Genomic DNA, 19,839 nt, shown 5'->3' on the forward strand with positions numbered 1-19,839 from the left:
GACAACGCCGGAAGGGGCGGGGAACCGATACCGGTTCCCCGCCCCTTCCGGGCGTTCACGTCAAACCCGGGCCACCGCCCTCGCGGTCAGCTGCACCCGCTGGTCGAGCCGCAGCCCTCACAGACGTAGCAGCTGCCCGCCGGACGCATCTTGATCCCGCAGGAGAAGCACAGCGGGGCGTCCGCGCTGCGGCCCTGGCGGGCCTCCAGCAGCTCGGTGGAGGAGTGCACCGCGGCCGGCACCGGCTTCAGGTCCGGGACCTTGGGCGGGGCGTCGGTCGGCGCGGACTGCGCGAGGGTGCGCATGTCCTCCGCGGCGGCCGGCTCGTCCGGCTCGTAGGAGCCGGTCTCCAGGTGCCGGGTGCGCTCCGCGGCGGAGTGGATGCCGAGCGCCGAGCGGGTCTCGAACGGCAGGTGGTCGAGGGCCAGGCGACGGAAGATGTAGTCGACGATCGACTGGGCCATCCGCACGTCCGGGTCGTCGGTCAGACCGGCCGGCTCGAACCGCATGTTGGTGAACTTGGAGACGTAGGTCTCCAGCGGCACGCCGTACTGGAGCCCCACCGAGACCGCGATCGAGAAGGCGTCCATCATGCCCGCGAGGGTCGAGCCCTGCTTGGACATCTTCAGGAAGACCTCGCCGAGGCCGTCGTCCGGGTAGGAGTTGGCGGTCATGTAGCCCTCGGCGCCACCCACCGAGAAGGAGGTGGTGATGCCGGGCCGGCCCTTGGGCAGGCGCTTGCGGACCGGGCGGTACTCGACGACCTTCTCCACCACGGTGGCCGCGGTCGACTTGCCGTCGTCGGCCTTGCCCTTGTTCTCGCCCTTGCCGGCCGAGAGCGGCTGGCCGACCTTGCAGTTGTCGCGGTAGATCGCCAGCGCCTTGATGCCCAGCTTCCAGCCCTGGAAGTAGATCTCCTCGATCTCCTCCACGGTGGCGTCCTCGGACATGTTGACCGTCTTGGAGATCGCGCCGGAGATCCACGGCTGGATCGCCGCCATCATCCGCACGTGGCCCATCGGCGAGATGGTGCGCTCGCCCATCGCGCAGTCGAACACCTCGTAGTGCTCGGTCTTCAGGCCGGGCGCGTCCACCACGTGGCCGTGCTCGGCGATGTGCTCGACGATCGCCTCGACCTGCTCCGGCTGGTAGCCGAGCCGGGCGAGCGCCCGGGCGACCGTGCCGTTGACGATCTGCATCGAGCCGCCGCCGACCAGCTTCTTGAACTTCACCAGCGCGAGGTCGGGCTCGACACCGGTGGTGTCGCAGTCCATCATCAGGCCGATCGTGCCGGTGGGGGCCAGCACCGAGGCCTGCGCGTTGCGGAAGCCGTGCTTGTCGCCGAGCTTGGCGACGTCCTTCCACGCCTTGGTGGCCAGGTCCCACACGGGGGTGTCCAGGTCGTCCATGCGCTTGCCGGTGTCGTTGGCGTCGGCGTGCTGACGCATCACCCGCTTGTGCGGCTCGGCGTTGCGGGCGTAGCCCTCGTACGCGCCGACGATGGCGGCCAGTTCGGCGGAGCGCTTGTAGGCGGTGCCGGTCATCAGCGAGGTGATCGCGCCGGCCAGCGCCCGGCCGCCGTCGCTGTCGTACGCGTGGCCGGTGGCCATCAGCAGCGCGCCGAGGTTGGCGTAGCCGATGCCCAACTGGCGGAACGCGCGGGTGGTCTCGCCGATCTTCTCCGTCGGGAAGTCGGCGAAGCAGATCGAGATGTCCATCGCGGTGATGACCAGCTCGACGACCTTGGCGAAGTTGACCGCGTCGAAGGTGTCGTCGTCGCGCAGGAACTTCATCAGGTTCAGCGAGGCGAGGTTGCAGGACGAGTTGTCCAGGTGCATGTACTCCGAGCACGGGTTGGACGCGGTGATCCGACCCGACTCGGGGCACGTGTGCCACTTGTTGATCTCGTCGTCGTACTGGATGCCGGGGTCGGCGCAGGCCCACGCGGCCTCGGCCATGCGACGGAACAGCGACTTGGCGTCCACCGTCTCGAGCACGTCGCCGGTGAGCCGGGCGCGCAGCCCGAACTCCTTGCCCTGCTCGACCGCGTTCATGAACTCGTCCGAGACCCGGACCGAGTTGTTCGCGTTCTGGTACTGCACCGAGGCGATGTCGGCGCCACCGAGGTCCATGTCGAAGCCCGCGTCGCGCAGCGCGCGGATCTTCTCCTCCTCCTTGACCTTGGTGTCGATGAAGTCCTCGATGTCGGGGTGGTCGACGTCGAGCACGACCATCTTGGCCGCGCGGCGGGTGGCGCCGCCCGACTTGATCGTTCCGGCGGAGGCGTCGGCGCCGCGCATGAAGGAGACCGGACCCGAGGCGTTGCCGCCCGAGGTGAGCAGTTCCTTGCTGGAGCGGATCCGGGACAGGTTCAGGCCGGCGCCCGAGCCGCCCTTGAAGATCAGGCCCTCTTCCTTGTACCAGTCCAGGATCGAGTCCATCGAGTCGTCGACCGACAGGATGAAGCACGCGCTGACCTGCTGCTTCTGCGCGGTGCCGACGTTGAACCAGACCGGCGAGTTGAAGCTGAAGATCTGGTGCAGGAGGGCGTACGCCAACTCGTGCTCGAAGATCTCCGCGTCGGCGGGGCCGGCGAAGTAGCCGTTCTCCTCGCCCGACTTGCGGTAGGTCTTCACGACCCGGTCGATCAGCTGCTTCAGGCTCCACTCGCGCTGCGGCGTGCCCACCGCACCGCGGAAGTACTTGCTCGTGACGATGTTGACCGCGTTCACCGACCAGGAGTCGGGGAACTCGACGCCGCGCTGTTCGAAGTTGATCGAGCCGTCGCGCCAGTTGGTCATGACGACGTCACGACGCTCCCAGACCACCTCGTCGTACGGGTGGACGCCGGGGGTCGTGTACACGCGCTCGATCCGCAGGCCCTTGCCGGGTCGTGACCGACCTGTACCGCGTGCCGAACCGCTCGTCGTCTCTGTCATGCCGTCTCCTCTTTTGAACAACGCCGTGGGCAGGCCGGGGCATCCCGATGGGAGGACCCGGATGACCGGTCGGGTGGTCCGTCGTTCCTGTACTACCGACGTGTACTACCGAATGAAAATGTGAATGACCCGCGCGCAGGTGGCCCGCGCTCAGTCCGCGGCGGGGGCGTCCGCCGCGTTCGCGGGCACCGCGGGCTCGATCGACTCCGCGCGACCGGCGCGCAGCAGCGCGACCTCGGCCTCGAAGTCCTCCAGGGACTCGAAGGCCCGGTACACGGACGCGAACCGCAGATAGGCGACCTCGTCGAGCTCACGGAGCGGGCCCAATATGGTCAGGCCCACGTCGTGGGTGGTCAACTCGGCGCACCCGGTGGCCCGCACCGCCTCCTCGACCCGCTGGCCGAGCAGGGCCAGCGCGTCACCGGTGACCGGGCGGCCCTGACACGCCTTGCGCACGCCGGCGATGACCTTGTCCCGGCTGAACGGCTCGGTGACGCCGCTGCGCTTGATCACCGTGAGCGAGGCGGTCTCGATCGTGGTGAAGCGTCGTCCGCAGTCGGGGCACGAGCGACGGCGCCGGATGGCGGCCCCGTCGTCGGTGGTCCGGCTGTCCACGACGCGGCTGTCCGCTCGCCGACAGAAGGGGCAGTGCATGCCGTTCCCTCTCCCCCTCGTTCAGACGCAGGTCCTGCGTGGTGCCCGTGCGCGTCGCGCGCGAAGCGGCGAAACGTGCCCTGGTGGTGCCGCGGGTTGCCGCGCCCTCGCCCCGAGGGCCCACGCCTGGGGGCCCGTCCGGTGCGGTCCGGGAATGCTCCGGGAACATAGTATATACGGCAACCACAACTTGTGGGCTTCTGCAACGCCCTCGACCACAAGATGTAGTGGCTACGGTAGACCGCGACCCGAGGCGCTGCAAGCCGACTCGCAGACGCTCGGAGAGCCCGCGGTGACCTCTCGTCATCCCCGCAGGTCACCGCCCGAGGAGTCGCCGAAATTAACCCGACCGGCCGCGTGTCGCGGCACACGAGCCGCGCACGCGACATTTCGGGCATCGGTTCCGTGGGCAATTCCCGAACGGAATTCGAATGTATGTACGATTACTACAGCGGGAACCGAATGATCGCCACCGGATTGGCCTAAATTCACTCGAACGTGTGTTTGGCGCAACCTTTCGAACCCGACTACCGTTCTCCACGTGCGAGCAATCCGTCGAAAGGGCCAGCCGTGACCGGAGAAGCCACCGGAGCCATCCACCCCGGAATCCGCACCGAAACCCTCCCCACGAAACACCCGCACAGCGCCACCGTGCCGCCGCCGGCGCCCGCCCCGGGCACCGAGAACGCGCAGGTCCAGGGCAGTGCGACGCGGCGTCCGGCGGGGGGGCTGACGCCGCGCCAGACGCGCGTCCTCGAAGTGATCCGCACCTCTGTCGAGTCGCGTGGATATCCGCCGAGCATGCGCGAGATCGGCGAGGCGGTCGGACTGTCCAGCACGTCCTCCGTCGCGCACCAGTTGATGGCGCTCGAACGCAAGGGTTATTTGCGCCGTGATCCGCATCGTCCGCGCGCCTACGAGGTGCGTTCGCCCGACGGCGGGCGTCCGCTCGCGCCGGCCGGACCGCACGCCGAGCGCGGCTCGCAGGCCGCGTCCTACGTCCCGGTGGTCGGCCGGATCGCGGCCGGCGGTCCGATACTGGCCGAGCAGTCCGTCGAGGACGTCTTCCCGCTGCCGCGCCAGTTGGTCGGCGACGGTGACGTGTTCCTGCTCAAGGTCAGCGGCGACTCGATGATCGAGGCCGCGATCATGGACGGCGACTACGTCGCGGTCCGCCGCCAGCCGGTCGCCGAGAACGGCGACATCGTCGCCGCGATGCTCGACGGCGAGGCCACCGTCAAGCGTCTGCGGCACCGGGACGGGCACCGCTGGCTGATGCCGCACAACCCCGCCTACGAGCCCATCCCGGGCGACGAGGCGACCATCCTGGGCCGTGTGGTCGCCGTCATGCGCCGAGTCTGAGATGACCGGGGACCCCCACATACCGCCCGCGGGCGGTCGTCCGGCGCGACCACGCCGAACGACCGCCCTTCCCACGTCGGCGGCCGGGTCGTCACACCGGTTCAGGCCGAGTCGTCCTTGTCGATCGCGGCCAGCGAGCGGCGGACCTGGTTGCGGTCCTCCGTGTACCACAGGGGCGGCATCGAGGCCCTGAAGAAGCCGCCGTAGCGGGCGGTGGCCAGGCGCGGGTCGAGCACCGCCACCACGCCCCGGTCGTTCATCGACCGGATCAGCCGGCCGGCGCCCTGGGCCATCAACAGCGCGGCGTGCGTCGCCGAGACCGCCATGAAGCCGTTGCCGCCGCTTTCCTGGACCGACTGCGCCCGCGCGCTCATCAGCGGGTCGTCGGGACGCGGGAACGGGATCCGGTCCATGATCACCAGCTGGCAGGACGGCCCGGGCACGTCCACCCCCTGCCACAGGGACAACGTGCCGAACAGGCACGTGCGCGGCTCGGCCGCGAAGCGCCGCAACAACTCGGCCAGCGAGTCGTCGCCCTGGCACAGGATCGGCACGTCGAGGCGCTCGCGCAGCGCCTCCGTGGCCGCCTCCGCGCCGCGCCGCGAGGAGAACAGGCCCAGCGCCCGGCCGCCCGCGGCCTCGATCAGCTCGGCCAACTCGTCCAGCGTGCCCGTGCTCATCCCGTCGCGGCCCGGTGGCGACAGGTGCCGCGCGACGTAGAGGATGCCCTGCCTGGGGTAGTCGAACGGCGAACCCACGTCCATGCAGCGCCACGGCGCCAGGTCGGCGTCGCCGTCCGGATCGCCCTCCCCCGCCGCCTCCTCGTCGTCACCTGGCCGCACCGCGACCTCCGTGGGCACCGGCTCGGGCGCGTCGGTCAACATCCCCTCGGGGCTCAGCCCCAGGCTGCCCGCCACACCGCGGAAGTTGCCGCCGAGCATGAGCGTGGCCGAGGTGAGCACCACGGTGCGGTCGCCGAACAGCGCCTCGCGCAGCAGCCCGGCCACCGCGATCGGGGCCACCCGCAGCGACGCGCCGGTGCGTTCGTTGCGCTCCATCCAGATCACGTCGTGCGGCGACTCCCGCAGGATGCGCTCGCAGGTGTCGTGGATGTGCTCGACGCCGGCCAGCGCCTGGCGGCGGGCCGCGTCCTCGTTGCTCAGCGACTTGTCCCGCACCTCGCCGAGCGAGGTGATCACGCCTCGGCTCGCGTCGCGCAGCGCGGTCACCGTCCAGCCCAGGTCCGGATCCACCTCGCGCAACCGGCCCGGCTCGCGCCCGTCCAGGGTCTTGCGGAACGCCTCGGAGGCGGCGTTCAGGTTGTCCACCGCGCCCTCGTTGGCCAGCTTGCCGGCCCGCCGCGCGGCCCGGTCGACCGCGCTCAGGCTCAGCTCGGCGGTGGCCACGCCCGTGGCCCGGCTCGCGAACTCGTGCGCCTCGTCGACGATCAGCAGCTCGTGCTCGGGCAGCACCGGCGCGTCCTCCAACGCGTCGATGGCGAGGAGCGCGTGGTTGGTCACCACGATGTCGGCCTGCTTGGCCCGCTCGCGCGCGGCCTCGGCGAAGCAGTCGTCGCCGTACGGGCAGCGCGAGGCGCCCAAGCACTCGCGCGAGGACACCGACACCTGGGCCCAGGCCCGGTCGTTGACCCCCGGACTCAGGTCGTCGCGGTCGCCGGTGTCGGTCTCGTCGGCCCAGTCGCGCACCCGGACCACGTCCTGCCCGAGTCTGCTCGTGGGCGCCGGGTCGAACAGCACCTCGCCCTCGTCGGGCGGCCCGTCGTGCAGCCGGTGCAGGCACAGGTAGTTGCCGCGCCCCTTGAGCGTGGCGAAGGTCGGCGAGCGGCGCAGTTGCGGGCGCAGCGCCTCGACCGTGCGCGGCAGGTCGCGCTCGACGAGTTGGCGCTGGAGCGCGAGCGTCGCGGTGGCCACCACGACCTTGCGGTGCGCGGCCAGCGCGGGCACCAGGTAGGCCAAGGATTTGCCGGTGCCGGTGCCGGCCTGGACCAGCAGGTGTTCGGCGCGGGCGACCGCGCCGGCGACGGCCTCGGCCATCGATACTTGTCCGGGTCGCTCCGATCCGCCGACGGCGGCGACGGCGGCGTGCAGGAGTTCGGTCAGCGCGGGACGGTCGGAGTCGCTCATCGGGCGACAAGCCTAGATGCTCCGACCGACATCCCCGACCGCACGGCCCGCTTCGTCCGACTCCTCCCCGAAGGTTTCCCGGCTCAGCCGAGCTTGGCCAGCACCGCCTCGGCCATGGCCTCCTGGCCGAGCGCGTTGGGGTGCACGGGGCCGGCGGGCGACTCCGGCTTGACGCCCTCGACCCACTTGGTGCCGACCGGCTTGCACACGTCGTGGCCGGCCGAGCCGGTGTAGGTGTCGACGTATTCCGCGCCCTGTTCGGCCGCCGCCTTGGCGATCATGTCGTTGAGCGCGGGCACCACCTTGCGCAGGTACGGCAGGTCGCCGTCGGCGACCGGCACCTGGGCGGGGCAGCCGGGGCCGCTCTCCGGCAGGATCGTGGGGTAGCCGACGACCAGGATCCGGGCCTTGGGCGAGCGCTCCTTGATGCCGGTGATGGCGGCGGCCAGCTTGGGCCCGGTGTCGCCGATCCGCTTGGTCAACTCGTCGTTGCCGCCCGGGGCGTACTTGTCGGTGCACGGCTGGGTCGAGGTGGTGCTGCGGCTTTGCAGCACGCACATCGTGACGATCTCGGAGAAGCCGATGTCGTTGCCGCCGACGCCCAGGGTGACCAGCGCGGTGTCCGGGCGCAGCGCGTCGAACTGCGGCGGCGGGGTGCCCTGGGTCTGCTGGCCGACCGTCAGGTCCGGGGTCCTGGCGCCCCCGCAGGTGACGTCGACGAAGCCGGCGACGTTCTTGCGCTTGGCCACCAGGTGCGCGTAGTTGCTCTCCGAGCGGCTGCAGCCGGGCGGCGCGGTGGGCACGATCACCGGTATCTTCACGCCGGCCGCGTACGAGTCGCCGAGCGCGACGTAGGTGGCGCCACTGGCGGCCGCCGGCAGTGCGCCGGCCGGTGCGGGGGCGGCCCGCGTGGCCGCGGGGGCGCCGCTCTTCGCGGCGGCGGAGGCCTTGGAGTCGCCGGAGTCGTCCGAGCAGGCGGACAGCGCGCCGAGCGCCGTCAGTGCGGCCAGGCCCGCGATCGCCCTGCGAGTTGTGCGCACGAGCGCTCCCCTCTCGTCGTCGCCCGCCCATTACCCGTCGGTAGGCATCGGCGTTCCGGCGAGACTACGGTCTTCCGCGCCCGGATGCCGGCCGCACCGCCGCCGGCTCAGTCCAGCTTGATCGTCTCGCGGCGCGCGCCCGCCGCCGCGCGCGCCCGCGAGGGCAGGTCCTCCAGCATGGTCAGGCACTCGCGGGCGGCGTCGATCTCGATGTCCTGGAAGGTGGCCGCGACCACGTCCACCCGCTCCCCGTCGGCCTCGATCACCACCCGCCCGTCCGGTCCGTACACCCCGCTGCGTCCGCACGCGGGGCCCAGGCCGGTGTCGCCGATGTGGTTGGCCACCACCGTGTAGCAGGTGTTCTCCAGGGCGCGGGCGGCGAAGTAGAGGTCGCGCCGGTGTTCGCCGTCGCCGCGGGTGTACACCCCTGGGCACAGGTAGGCGTCGCACCCGTCGTGCACGGCCGCGCGCGCGTGTTCGGGAAAGCTCACGTCGTAGGCACTGCCCAGGCCCAGCCGCCAGCCGGCGATCTCGATCGTGCAGCCGTGGTCGCCGGGACGGAACAGTTCGCGTTCCTCGCGCCACAGGTGTTGTCGGTCGTAGGCCACGTGCGCGTCGCCGTCGCGGCCGACCACGAGGAGCGAGATGGTCCGCCCGCCCGCGCGGCGCACCGCGGCGCCGACCACGGCGACCGTGCGGGTGGCGTAGCAGGCGGCCTGCAACTCGCCGAGCCGGGTGTCGCCGGGCACGATGTCGCACGGTTTCACGTCGGGTCGGAACAGGTCGAGGTCGTAGCCCGACAGGAACAGCTCCGGCAGCACCACGACATCGGCGCCGGCCGAGGAACCGAAGCGCACGAGTTGCGCGGCCGTGGCGACATTCGCGGGGATGTCGCCCGGCCGCGCCTGGGCCTGTGCGGCGGCGACCCTCAGGGGTTGCCTCGCGTTTTCGGCGACGTCGGTCACCCGCCGCATTCTGGCATCGTGATGGGGATCACACCATCGGCAAACCGGACAGGTTGTTCGCGAGCCCGGGTCGGATCGGGGTGCGTCTCACATGCGCAGCGCGTTCGGCACGGTCCCGTGCGCGCCCACGTGCGGGCGGGTGGGGCGGTCCCGGTAGCCGTCCAGGAGCAGCCGATTGCGGTTCAGGCACAGCCGGTCGATCCGGGGCGTGAGCAGGTCGAACAGCTCGAAGCGGTCCTGGAGTTCGGGGAACGCCGCCTGGTGTGCCAGCACCTCCTCGCGGACCAGCGCCCAGAACCCCTCCTGGGGGATGCCCAGGTGCGCGACCGCGAGATCGGCGAGGTAGCGGTGGTGGCCGACCAGGAGCGCGGCGTGGATGAACTGGCACAGGTAGTCGGGCTTCTCCCGGAGCAGGACCGCGTCCACGTCGGCGGGCAAAGCGGCCAGTTCCGGCAGCGGCCGGTCGCTGATGTTGACGTCGTCGACGAAGTCCTTGATCGCCAGCCGGACCGGGACGTCGTGCTCGTCGAAGACCACGATCGTGTTCTCCCCGTGCGGCGAGAACACCAGGCCGTAGCGGTACAGGCAGTGCAGCAGCGGCGGCAGCAGCGCGTGGAAGAGCCGGCGCAGCCACACCCGGGGGGCCAGGCCGGAGCGTTCGATCAGTTCGGCGACGAACGGCCGCCCGGCCGGGTCCACGTGCAGCAGCGCGGCGAGGGTGCGGGCGCGCTCGCCGGAGTCGAGGTGCGGGGCCAGCGGTTCGCGCCAGATCGCGCCGAGCAGTTCGCGGTACTGGTAGGGGACGCCGGGCAGTTCCTCCAGCACCGGATGGCGCACGGTGATCGACGCGGTCTCGCCGAGCATGATCACCCGGCATTCGTCGCGCAGGAACGGGTCCGCGTCGCGCAGGCCGTGCACCCAGGCGGTGACCGCGGGCGCGGCGAGGGTGCGCTCGCTGGGCAGGCCGCGCCACACCAGCGTGTTGAGCACCGACAGCGGCAGTTTGACGGTGCGCCGGGCCGGGTGGTCCACGTTGAGGAAGGTACGGACCGACTGCTGGGCCAGGTGTCGGTCCTCGGCCTCGCCCAGCGGCACGATCCGCCCGGCGGCCAACTCCGGCGCGAACAACGTCGCGATCGTCTCGTCCCACTGCCACGGGTGCACCGGGAGCCACCGGAAGTCCTCCGGCGTCGACACCCGGGCGGCCAGCGCGCGGTGGAAGCGCTCGGCGGTCGACGGGTCCAGTTCCTCGGCGTACAGCCGTTCTTCGGCCAGGCCCGGCACCGACCGCCACACCGCCAGGTCCCGGTGCACCGCGATCCACGGCAGCCGCATCGGGCGGCGCGCCTCGGGCGCGTAGGCGCGCGCGTCGCTCGCCGAGAAGCCGACGCGGCCCTTGTTCGGCACGATCCACGGGTGACCGGTCTGGTGGCCCTCCAGTTCGGCGTAGCCCAGGTCCGCCAGCACGGCCGCGGTCGGCGCGCTCGCCGCGGTCGCCGCGTCGGCGGCCAGCGTCGCGGTCAACTCGCGCACCAGGTGCCCGGCCGTGTCGCCGGCGAGGCCGATCACGGTGTGCGCGTCGAGCAGGAACTGGAGCATGTCCTCGGCCGGATCGGCGCCGCCCTCCCACTCGCGCACCACCGACGCCGGGTCCACGTGCCACGCGTCGTAGGCGCCGCGCCGGGCCCGGAAGCGGTAGTGCACGTCGCCGGACACCGCGACGGTGTAGGCGTCGCCGTCGGCGACGGGCGCGAGGAGTTCCTCGTAGGCGAACTCGGCGATCGCCTTGGCGATCATGTCCCGGTTGACCCGCCGCCACAGTTCCAAATCGGTGGAGGGCACGCCGTGGCGCGCGGCGGGCACCCGGGAGGCGGGCTCAGGCGCTGCGTGTCGGGCGCCCTGGTGCGGCAGTTCGGCCTCGATGGGCTCCGCTGCCGGGTTCGACTGCGACATTGCGTACCTCTGCGGGGTCGGTCGCGCTCCGTCGGTGCGGTCGGCGCGCGGGCTCGGTGTCGCCCGCGGCCAGGCCGAACGTGGTGAACGCGGTACGGATCGGCAGTCGGTAGACCGCGTTGCCGCACACGGAGTTGAGGATGGTCGCGGCCCGGTGCGCGCCCAGGCCCAGATCGGGTGTGCCCACGCCGTGCGTGTGCAGTTCGGCGTTTTGCGTGTACAGGCCGCCGGTGACGTGCGCGGGCAGGGTGACCCGGTGGTCCAGGTCGATCAACGGGCGCCCGGCGGCGTCCCGGGTGATCAGGTCCCACAGCGGGTCGAGCATCGCGGGGTGCCGCTGCGCGTAGCCGGTGGCCAGCACGACCCGATCGGTGCGGACGGTGAACGCGCGGTCCTGCTCGCCGTGGCGACAGCCCAGTTCCACCCCGTCGCGGGTGGTCCGCGCGGTGGTGACCGTCACGTCGGGCATCAGCGTGGCGCGCACCCGGCCGCCCGCGATGCCGCGCTCGTACAACTCGTCGTGGATCGCGGCGATGGTGTCCGCGCTGATCGCCTTGTACAACTGCCACTGCTCGGGCAGCAGTCGGTCGCGCACCGGCTCGGGCAGGCCGTGGAAGTAGCGCGTGTAGTCGGGCGTGAAGTGCTCCAGGCCGAGTTTGGAGTATTCCATCGGGGCGAACGCGGGCGATCGGGTCAGCCAGGTGAGCCGCCGGCTGGGGCCGGTGCGGCGGCGCAGCAGGTCCAGGAACACCTCCGCGCCGGACTGGCCCGAGCCGAGCACCGTGACGTCCTCGGCGTCGGTGAGGTCGGCGCGGTGGTCGAGGTAGTCGGCCGCGTGCAGCACGCTGTCCCCGAGCAGGCGCGCGAACGGCTCGGGCACCACCGGTTCGGTGCCGATGCCGAGCACCACGTGCCGCGCGTGCACCCGGTGGTGCTCCCCGTCGGCCATGTCGCGAAAGTCGATCCGGTACAGGTCGCCCTCCCAGGCGACGGAGACCACCTCGCTGCCGAAGCGGCAGGCGGGCAGCGCCTCGGCGACCCAGCGGCAGTAGTGGTCGTATTCGCGCCGGGGCACGTGCAGGCGTTCGGCGAAGTAGAACGGGAACAGCCGGTCGTGCGCGCGCAGATAGGCCAGGAACGACCACGGGCTGGTCGGGTCGACCAGGGTGACCAGGTCGGCCAGGAAGGGCACCTGGAGGGTGGTGCCGTCCAGGAGCAGCCCCGGATGCCAACTGAACGTGGGCGCGCGGTCCAGGAACAGCGTGCGCAGCGGCTCGACCCGGTCGGCCAGCGCCGCGAGCGCCAGGTTGAACGGCCCGATGCCGATGCCCACCAGGTCGTGCACCACCGCGCCGGGGTCGGCCGCCCGGCGCGGCGCGGGCAGGAGATCGGTCACGGCCGGGCACCCGATTCCCGCGCGACGCGCGGGCGCGACATCAGCGCGGCGGTCTTGTCCGGCAGGCGCACATCGCCCAGGCGCCGGAAGCCGGCCCGCTCGAAGGCGCGCACCGACGCCTCGTTGCGCACGTCCGGCTCGGCCACCACCCGCATCGTGTCGGGCGCGGCGCGCAACACCAGTTCGGTGACCGCGCGCAGCAGCAGCGAGCCGATCCCGCGCCCGCGGGCGCCGGCGGGCCCGATCAGCAGGTGGATCCCCACGTCGTGCGGGCGCGCGGGGTAGTGCCGGGCCAGGTCGTCCAGGTCGGCCCGGTACAGCTCCCAGTAGCTGACCGGCTCGTCGTCGAGGCAGCCCAGGTAGGCGCTGCCGTGGCCGCGCACGGCCTGGGTCGCCAGGTGTCGGCGCACCACCTCCTCGTCCCCGGCCAGCTCCCACCAGCGGGCGGTCACCGGGTCGTTCATCCACGTGTGCAGCAGCGGCAGATCGCGCTTGGGGTTCACCTCGTGCAGCGAGAACCGGCCGACCGGCAGGGTGAGCGCACCCCAGCGGGCCGCCTCGGTGAGCGGGCCGGTCGGCCCCGTGCTCGGCCGGCGGGTGGTCAGGCGCAGCGTCTCGGCCTCGGCGAGCGGGATCTCGGGGGACGAGAGGGATGACGGGCTCATACGGGGACGGAACCTCCTGGGGCCGGGCTCACGCGGGGACTTCGGCGAGCGGATTGCGGATGTGCACGTAGATCGACTGCGTGGCGACCGGCCCGACGAGTTCGTCGAGGCCGTGCAGGCGGGTCATCAGGTTGGCCTTGCAGCGCGGCCGCGGATCGGTCAGCAGCGAGCGCGCGGCGCCGCAGTCCTCGGCGTAGCGGGTCAGCAGGGCGCGCAGGCGGGCCAGCAGGACCCGCTCGTCGACCAGCCCCTGGGCGCCGAACGCGCCGATCAGGCCGAGCAGGTTGTTGACCCCGACGTAGTAGGCCAGGCGTTCGTCGGCGATCTCGTCCGGCACGATCGTGTCGCTGGCCACCCCGGCCGCGGGCAGTCGGCGGGCCAGGTCGCCGGCGCGCGAGGCGCGGAAGTAGTAGCCCTGGTTGTCCCGGTAGCGCCCGCCCGAGGGCAGCCCGTCGGCGTCGAGCAGGACCAGGGTGTTCTGCTGGTGCGCCTCGAGCGCGATGCCGGCGTGCCGGTCCAGCCACAACACCGGCTCGGCCACCACCGCCAGGTAGCGCTCGAACCACTCCTCGGCCACCGACGCCGGCGCGCGCCCGGTGCGCCGGGCGAGGGTGTGTACGTGTCCGGCCAGCCGCGAGGGGCCGATCCCGGGGCGTTCGGCGACCAGCGCGGCCAGGCACGAGACCCGCTCGCCGGCGCCGAACGGGTTGGCCCGCAGCACCAGTTCCAGGCCGGCCGCGGGCCGGTCCGGGCGCGGGAACGGCTCCGGCGGCGCCACCGAGATCCAGGCCGGGTCCCGGACGATGTCGAACGTGGGGTGCGCGGCCCGCAGTTCGTGTTCCAGGCCGGAGCGCAGGATGCGGTGCACCTCGATGCCGCGCAGCAGTTCCTTGGGCAGGTTCTCCCGGCGGGAGTTGGTGATCCGCAGGCCGAGCGAGAGCTTGAGCATCACCTCGGCGTCGGGCCGGTACACCGTGCGCACCGAGGAGGTGGGGTGCCAGGGGGCTCCGGCGGGGCCCAGGTCGCGCAACCGGCCGGCGTCGAGCAGGGCGCGCAGGTGCGGGCGCTGCGGCAGGTCGCGGGCCTGCCACGGGTGGGCGGGCACGAGCACGGTGCCCTCGGGGGCGCGCAACTCCCCGGCGAGGTCGGCCAGCACGTCGGCGGCCTCCCGGTCCAGCGCGCTGTCCTGGCCGACCAGGTCGGCGTCGGCGGCGAACCAGTGCAGCGGGAAGGATCCGCGCAACTCCGGGGACCACGCGGCGTCCTCGTCGGGGTCGAGCCGGTCCCGGCTCTTGGGTGTGGGGTGCATCGGGTGGCCGAGCACCAGGGACTGCTCGGCGGCCAGGAACGGGGCGGTCCCGGGCGGGTCCTCGGGGTGCGCGCGCCGGTGGGCGATGTAGCGGTCGGCGTGGGTGACCGAGTCGGCCACCCGGATCGCGGTGTCGCCGCAGGCCTCGCCCGCCGCGCCGGCCCCGCTCGCGCTCGCCTCGTCGCCGAGCACCAGGGCCAGCGTGACCGCGTTCAGCGGTCCCTCGCCGTCCAGGTGCGCGGTGCCGAAGCGGTGCCAGCCCGCCGGCGACCAGTAGCGCACCACGACCGTCAGGGTCCGGCCGACCCCGGGCAGTTCGACGGTGAGCACGCCCGACTCCGGCCTCGGCAGCGCGTGTTCGCGCACCCAGCAGCGAAGCAGGCATTCGACCGTCGCCGCGTCGGCGGCGTACCGGGTGTCCGGCGCGTCGAGGTGGTCCGTTTCGGGATCCGTCCGCACGGCGGACTGGTCGGGACCCGCGATGGTCATCGCTGCTCCGTGTGGTGTCGATCGACCCGGTGGTCGATGCCCGTCAATCGTGAATCGTGAATCGTGCGGGAGGGGGCGCTCGGGATGTGGAGATTTCGACCCGTGTCGATTGTTCGGCGAGGATGGTCGCGAATATGCGAGGCGCGCGGTAACGAAGATTGTTGACGGAGCGTCAGCCCGGCGTCGCGCTTTCCGCGCGCCCCGCCTCGACCACCGCGGCGAGCAGCGCGCCGAGGTCGGCGCCGGTGGTGTCGGGGTTGACCAGGGTGAGTTTGAGGCGGACCGCGCCGGGTTCGTCGCCCAGTTCGGTACGGCCGATCACCGCGCGTCCCTCGTGCAGCAGTCGGCGGCGCAGTGCCGCGTTGACCCGGTCCGCCTCGGCCCGGTCGACCGGGTCGTCGGGGTCGTGGCCTCGGCGGAGGTAGCGGAAGACCACGGTGGTGAGCACGGGCTCGGCGGACAGTTCCAGGTGCGGGTCGGCCCGGATCGCCTCGGCCGCGTGTCGGGCCAGGTCGTGGCAGCGGTCCACCAACTCGCCCAGTCCGGCCCGGCCGAGCGCGCGCAGGGTGACCGCGATCTTGAACACGTCGGCGCGGCGCGTGGTGCGCGGCGAGTTGCCCAACAGGCTGACGTAGCCCGCCCGTTGGTCGTCGTCGGGGTTGAGGTAGGCGGCGCGCTGGGCGAGCGGCCCGAGCAGGGCCGCGTCGCGGACCAGGAACACCCCGGCCGCGATCGGCTGCCAGCCGAGTTTGTGCAGGTCCAGGCCCACCGAGTGGGCCCCTTCGAGGCCGGTGAGCAGCGGCGTGAGCCGGTTCGAGAACAACGCGCCGCCACCGTAGGCCGCGTCCACGTGCAACCACGCGCCCGCCGCACGCGCCACCGCGGCGATCGCCGGCAGCGGGTCGATCGCGCCCAGGTCGGTGGTGCCGGCCGTGGCCACGATCGCCGCGATCCGGTCGTTGCCCGCCCGCACCCGTCCGACCGCGGCGGCCAGCGCGTGCGGATCCATCCGGTGCTCGGCGTCGGTGGGCACGGTGACCACCGCGTCCTCGCCCAGGCCCAGGTGGCCGGCGCAGCGGCGGATGGAGAAGTGCGCGGCCTGCGAGCACAGGATCCGCCGCCGGCCGACGCCCGGGCCGAGCGCGTCGCGGGCGAGGAGCAGTCCCATCAGGTTGGACTCGGTGCCGCCGGTGGTGATCGTGCCGCCCGCGCCGCCGGGTGGGAAGCCGACCAGGCCGGCGAGGGCGGCCACCACCTCGGCCTCCAGGGCCACCGCCACCGGCGCCTGGTCCCACGAGTCGAGCGAGGGGTTCAGCGCGGAGGCGATCAGGTCGGCGGCCACCGCGACGGCGAGCGGCGGGCAGTGCAGATGGCCGGCGCAGCGCGGATCGGCCGGGTCTGCGGACCCCCACGCGAGCAGCGCGGACAACTCGCGCAACGCGGCGAAGTCACCCACCCCGATGTCCGGCAGCGTCCCGGGTCCCGGGCCCGCCGACGCCGCACCGCGCGCGGCCGGCACCGGTCCCGCCGCACCGGAGCCGAGCACTCGGGCCACCTCGGCCGCGACCCCGGCGGGCCCGCCCGACGGCAGCGGCCCACCTCGCGCACCGATCCCGGCGTCCATCGCGAGGAGCGCGACGTCGACCAACGCCCGCAACGCGTCGGGCCCGGCCACACCCCCCGAGAGCGACACCCCGACGGGGTGCCGCACCTCCCGCCCGGCATTCACACCGACTCCGATCCGACCACCACGAACCCGACCCCCGGGGCTTCGCCCCTCACGCCCTCGGCCGCCGAGGACCCGGCGGCCCCGGACCCGACACCCGCGGGCTCGACACCGTCGGACTCGCCACCGGCGGAACCGACAGCCTCGGCGACGGCCCCGAAACCACCCGCTTCGCACTCGACAACCGAGGACCCGACACCCCCGACCCGGGCGCCCTGGAACCCGACGCCCGGGGACCCGGCCGTCGAGCCGCCGGCTCCGGCCCCGGTCGCCCCCGACGCGGCACTCGTGAACCCGGCAGTCCCCGACCCGGCACGCGCGGAGCGGGCGGTCCCGGTCCCGGAACCGGCGCCTCCGGGCCCCGCGCCCGGACCGCGATATCCCGCCCGGGCGGCCTCGATGGCCTCGGCCAGCCGCTCGAGGACCGCGTCGGCCTGGACCTCGGTCATCGTCAGCGGCGGCAACAACCGCACCACGCTGTCGTGCCGCCCGCCCAACTCCACGATCAGCCCCCGGGCCAACGCCTCGCGGCGCACCGCGAGCGCCAGGCCGGGCGCCGCGGGGCGGGCCCCGATCGTGTCCGGCGCCGCGTCGGGCTCGACGATCTCCACGCCGAGCATCAGGCCCCGCCCGCGCACCTCGCCGATCGCGGGCCGGCCGGGCATCAGGCCCCGGAGCGCGCCCGCGAGTCGGGCGCCGACCCGGGCCGCGTGCTCGTGCAGACGGTGCTCGCGCACGAAGGCGATGGTGGCGGTGCCGGCCGCCATCGCCAGCTGGTTGCCGCGGAAGGTGCCCGCGTGCGCACCGGGCCACCAGCGGTCGAGTTCGGCCCGATAGACCACCACGGCCAGCGGCAGGCTGCCGCCGATCGCCTTGGAGACCACCATCACGTCGGGCACCACGCCGGCGTGGTCCACACCCCACATCGCGCCGGTGCGACCCAGGCCGGTCTGTACCTCGTCGGCGATCAGCGGGATCCCCCGCTCGGCGGTGAGCCGGCGCAGCTCGCGCAACCACCCGTCGGGCGCCGGCAGCACCCCGCCCTCGCCCTGGACCGGTTCCACGATCATCCCGGCGGGCGTCGGCACGCCGCCGCCCGGGTCGGCGAGCAGCGTGCCCGCGTAGTGCCCGGCGATCCGCGCGCCCTCGGCCCCACCGACGCCGAACGGGCAGCGGTAGTCCTGCGGGAACGGCAGCCGCACCGTGTCGCCCGTGCCCGCCCCGGTCGCGTCGCGGATCGCGGTGTCGCCGCTCACCGCCAGGGCCCCCTCGGTCATCCCGTGGTAGGCCCCGGTGAACGCGACCACCCCGCGCCGCCCGGTCGCGGTCCGCACCAGCTTGAGGGCCGCCTCCACCGCGTCGGTGCCGGCCGGCCCGCAAAACTGGACGCGGCCGTCGCGCGCCAACTCCGGCGGCAGCGTGGCGAACAGCTCCTCGACGAACCGGTCCTTGACCGGGGTGGCCAGGTCGAGCACGTGCAGCGGCGCGCCGGTGTCGAGCACGCCCCGGATCGCGGCGAGCACCACGGGGTGGTTGTGGCCCAGGGCCAGCGTGCCGGCGCCGGAGAGGCAGTCGAGGTAGCGCCGGCCGTCCGCGCCCTCGACGGTCATGCCCCGGGCCCGCACCGGCACGATCGGCAACGAGCGCGCGTAGGTGCGGGCCGAGGACTCGCGGGCGGCCTGTCGCCGCAGGATGCCCGGCGCGTCCGCACTCGTGGCCCCCGAGCGCTGCCGACCGATCGCCGCACCGATTCGCCCCTCGCCGTCGGGGCTCACGGTGTCGGCAGGCGGCCCGAGCGGCGCCGGGTCTTGGGCACCGGAGCGGTCGTCCGGCCTGGTCGGGGCGGCGGTCATGACTGCGGCACCTCCACGAGGGCGATCGGGAACTTAGGTAAGGCTTACCTTTGCATGACAGCGGATCGCGACGCCATCACCACAAAGAGTGACATTCGCCGAATCGGCGATCCCCTCGCTGACAACGACCGAACGGCCGCCCGATCACGGGCGGCGGCCCCTCCGATACTGTCGACCGGCACACACGGGGGGCGCACACGGGGAGGTAGGCGCTTGACGCGCGGCGCTCGCACGCTGTTCGTCACGCTGACGGTGGCGGTATCGCTGCTGGTGACGGGCACCGTCATGGCATTGACACTGGGCGGCGTCGGCACCGACGACGGCCACGGCCGGGGGCCGGCGGCACTCGCCGATCCCGGCGATCCCGCGCACTGGACCCCGGAGCGGATGAGTCGGGCCAAACCGCGCGAGCCGCGCGGCAGCGAAGAGGGCCCGGCCCTACCCCTGCCCTCGCCCGACCCCGGACACACCGGGGCACCGGCCGGCCCGGGACCCCTGCCCGACGTGCTCGCCGAGGCCAAACCGCCGCCGGTGCAGGCCCGCGCGGTCGCCCGCCCGTACACCGGCGAGGCCGGCACGGTCGCCGTCGGCAAACTGTTCTTCGAGGCCCCCGACGGCCCCTCCGTCTGCTCGGGCACCGTGATAGCCGACCCCAAGCGGCCCGGCCACAGCAACCTGGTGTGGACCGCCGGCCACTGCGTACACGCCGGACGCGGCGGCACCTGGTTCGACAGCCTGCAATTCGTACCCGCGTTCAACAGCAGCGGCCAGGCCACCCTCGCCAACCTCGGCAACCCCGGCCCGGTCGCCCCCTTCGGCCAGTGGTGGGCGACCTCCGTGACCACCTCCGACCAGTGGCGCGCCGGCGGCACCAACGCCACCTCCTCCGCCACCTCGTACGACTACGCGGTCGTCGAGGTGAAGAACCCGGACCGCAGCGGGCGCAGCCTGGAGGAGGTGGTCGGCCGCGCCCTGCCGGTGTGGTTCGACGCCCCGCGCGAGCTCGCCGAGACCGGCGCCTACGGCTATCCCCAGGACACCCCCTTCGACGGCCTGACCATGTTCGGCTGCGCCCAGGCCCCGCGCCGGATGACCGTCGACCCGAACACCCCGCCCCTGCTGCGGATCGGCTGCACCATGACCGCCGGCGCCAGCGGCGGCGGCTGGTACGCCACCGCCCCCGACGGCACGCTGTGCCTGATCGGGAACAGCGCGCTCAGCGGCGCCGGCCACACCTGGATCGCCGGGCCCTACCTGGACCAGGAGGCCCGCCGCATGCTCGACGACCTCAAGCGCAAGCGCTGACCCGACCGGACACGACGAGGGGCCCGGGTCGCGAACGCG

General features: G+C 73.1%; 12 protein-coding genes and 1 pseudogene. 2 read left to right on the forward strand and 11 right to left on the reverse strand.

The annotated features are described in order from the left end of the window. Positions 1-86: 86 nt before the first annotated feature. Together EMA17_RS36975 and nrdR are read right to left on the reverse strand one after the other, a co-directional pair. Positions 87-2,939: a vitamin B12-dependent ribonucleotide reductase gene (locus tag EMA17_RS36975; protein WP_126641578.1), complete on the reverse strand. Its 2,853-nt coding sequence runs from the start codon at positions 2,937-2,939 to the stop codon at positions 87-89. A gap of 150 nt (positions 2,940-3,089) precedes the next feature. After that, the gene (nrdR, locus tag EMA17_RS36980; RefSeq protein WP_126641579.1) at positions 3,090-3,593 is read right to left on the reverse strand and encodes a transcriptional regulator NrdR; all 504 of its coding nucleotides are present in this window, start codon (positions 3,591-3,593) and stop codon (positions 3,090-3,092) included. Positions 3,594-4,163: 570 nt separating this feature from the next. Between nrdR and lexA the strand changes: the two genes are divergently transcribed. Next, positions 4,164-4,955: a transcriptional repressor LexA gene (gene lexA, locus EMA17_RS36985; protein ID WP_307721584.1), complete on the forward strand. Its 792-nt coding sequence runs from the start codon at positions 4,164-4,166 to the stop codon at positions 4,953-4,955. A gap of 101 nt (positions 4,956-5,056) precedes the next feature. Here lexA and EMA17_RS36990 read toward each other — a convergent pair whose 3' ends face one another. The 9 genes and pseudogenes from EMA17_RS36990 to EMA17_RS37030 form a co-directional block, all read right to left on the reverse strand. Continuing rightward, on the reverse strand, positions 5,057-7,099 hold the full coding sequence (locus EMA17_RS36990) for an ATP-dependent DNA helicase (RefSeq protein WP_126641580.1): 2,043 nt from the start codon (positions 7,097-7,099) through the stop codon (positions 5,057-5,059). An 83-nt stretch (positions 7,100-7,182) separates the two neighbouring features. Further along, entirely contained in the window at positions 7,183-8,139 is a 957-nt protein-coding gene (locus EMA17_RS36995) for an SGNH/GDSL hydrolase family protein (RefSeq protein ID WP_126641581.1), read from the reverse strand. A 107-nt stretch (positions 8,140-8,246) separates the two neighbouring features. After that, positions 8,247-9,104: a carbon-nitrogen hydrolase family protein gene (locus EMA17_RS37000; RefSeq protein ID WP_160161708.1), complete on the reverse strand. Its 858-nt coding sequence runs from the start codon at positions 9,102-9,104 to the stop codon at positions 8,247-8,249. A gap of 87 nt (positions 9,105-9,191) precedes the next feature. After that, complete coding sequence (locus tag EMA17_RS37005; RefSeq protein WP_126641583.1) at positions 9,192-11,057, reverse strand: IucA/IucC family protein; 1,866 nt, start codon at positions 11,055-11,057, stop codon at positions 9,192-9,194. Next, a complete protein-coding gene (locus tag EMA17_RS37010) occupies positions 10,981-12,453 on the reverse strand; it encodes a lysine N(6)-hydroxylase/L-ornithine N(5)-oxygenase family protein (RefSeq protein ID WP_126641584.1) in 1,473 nt (490 codons plus the stop codon). Before EMA17_RS37010 ends, EMA17_RS37005 begins: the two co-directional genes overlap by 77 nt. Continuing rightward, positions 12,450-13,118: a GNAT family N-acetyltransferase gene (locus EMA17_RS37015; RefSeq protein ID WP_126641585.1), complete on the reverse strand. Its 669-nt coding sequence runs from the start codon at positions 13,116-13,118 to the stop codon at positions 12,450-12,452. The genes EMA17_RS37010 and EMA17_RS37015 overlap by 4 nt, the downstream gene beginning before the upstream one ends. A gap of 28 nt (positions 13,119-13,146) precedes the next feature. Continuing rightward, positions 13,147-14,916 carry an IucA/IucC family protein gene (locus tag EMA17_RS37020; RefSeq protein WP_126641586.1) on the reverse strand — a complete coding sequence of 590 codons (1,770 nt, stop codon included), beginning with the start codon at positions 14,914-14,916 and terminating at the stop codon, positions 13,147-13,149. Positions 14,917-15,088: 172 nt separating this feature from the next. Next, complete coding sequence (locus EMA17_RS37025) at positions 15,089-16,609, reverse strand: pyridoxal phosphate-dependent decarboxylase family protein (RefSeq protein ID WP_246127140.1); 1,521 nt, start codon at positions 16,607-16,609, stop codon at positions 15,089-15,091. A 389-nt stretch (positions 16,610-16,998) separates the two neighbouring features. Next, positions 16,999-18,495: pseudogene (locus EMA17_RS37030) on the reverse strand (diaminobutyrate--2-oxoglutarate transaminase); the annotation flags it as partial. 213 nt (positions 18,496-18,708) lie between these two features. On the opposite strand from EMA17_RS37030, the gene EMA17_RS37035 reads away from it, so the two are divergent. Then, the gene (locus EMA17_RS37035) at positions 18,709-19,800 is read left to right on the forward strand and encodes a trypsin-like serine peptidase (RefSeq protein ID WP_126641588.1); all 1,092 of its coding nucleotides are present in this window, start codon (positions 18,709-18,711) and stop codon (positions 19,798-19,800) included. Positions 19,801-19,839: the final 39 nt, after the last annotated feature.

Source organism: Embleya hyalina, assembly GCF_003967355.1.
Lineage (GTDB): Bacteria > Actinomycetota > Actinomycetes > Streptomycetales > Streptomycetaceae > Embleya > Embleya hyalina.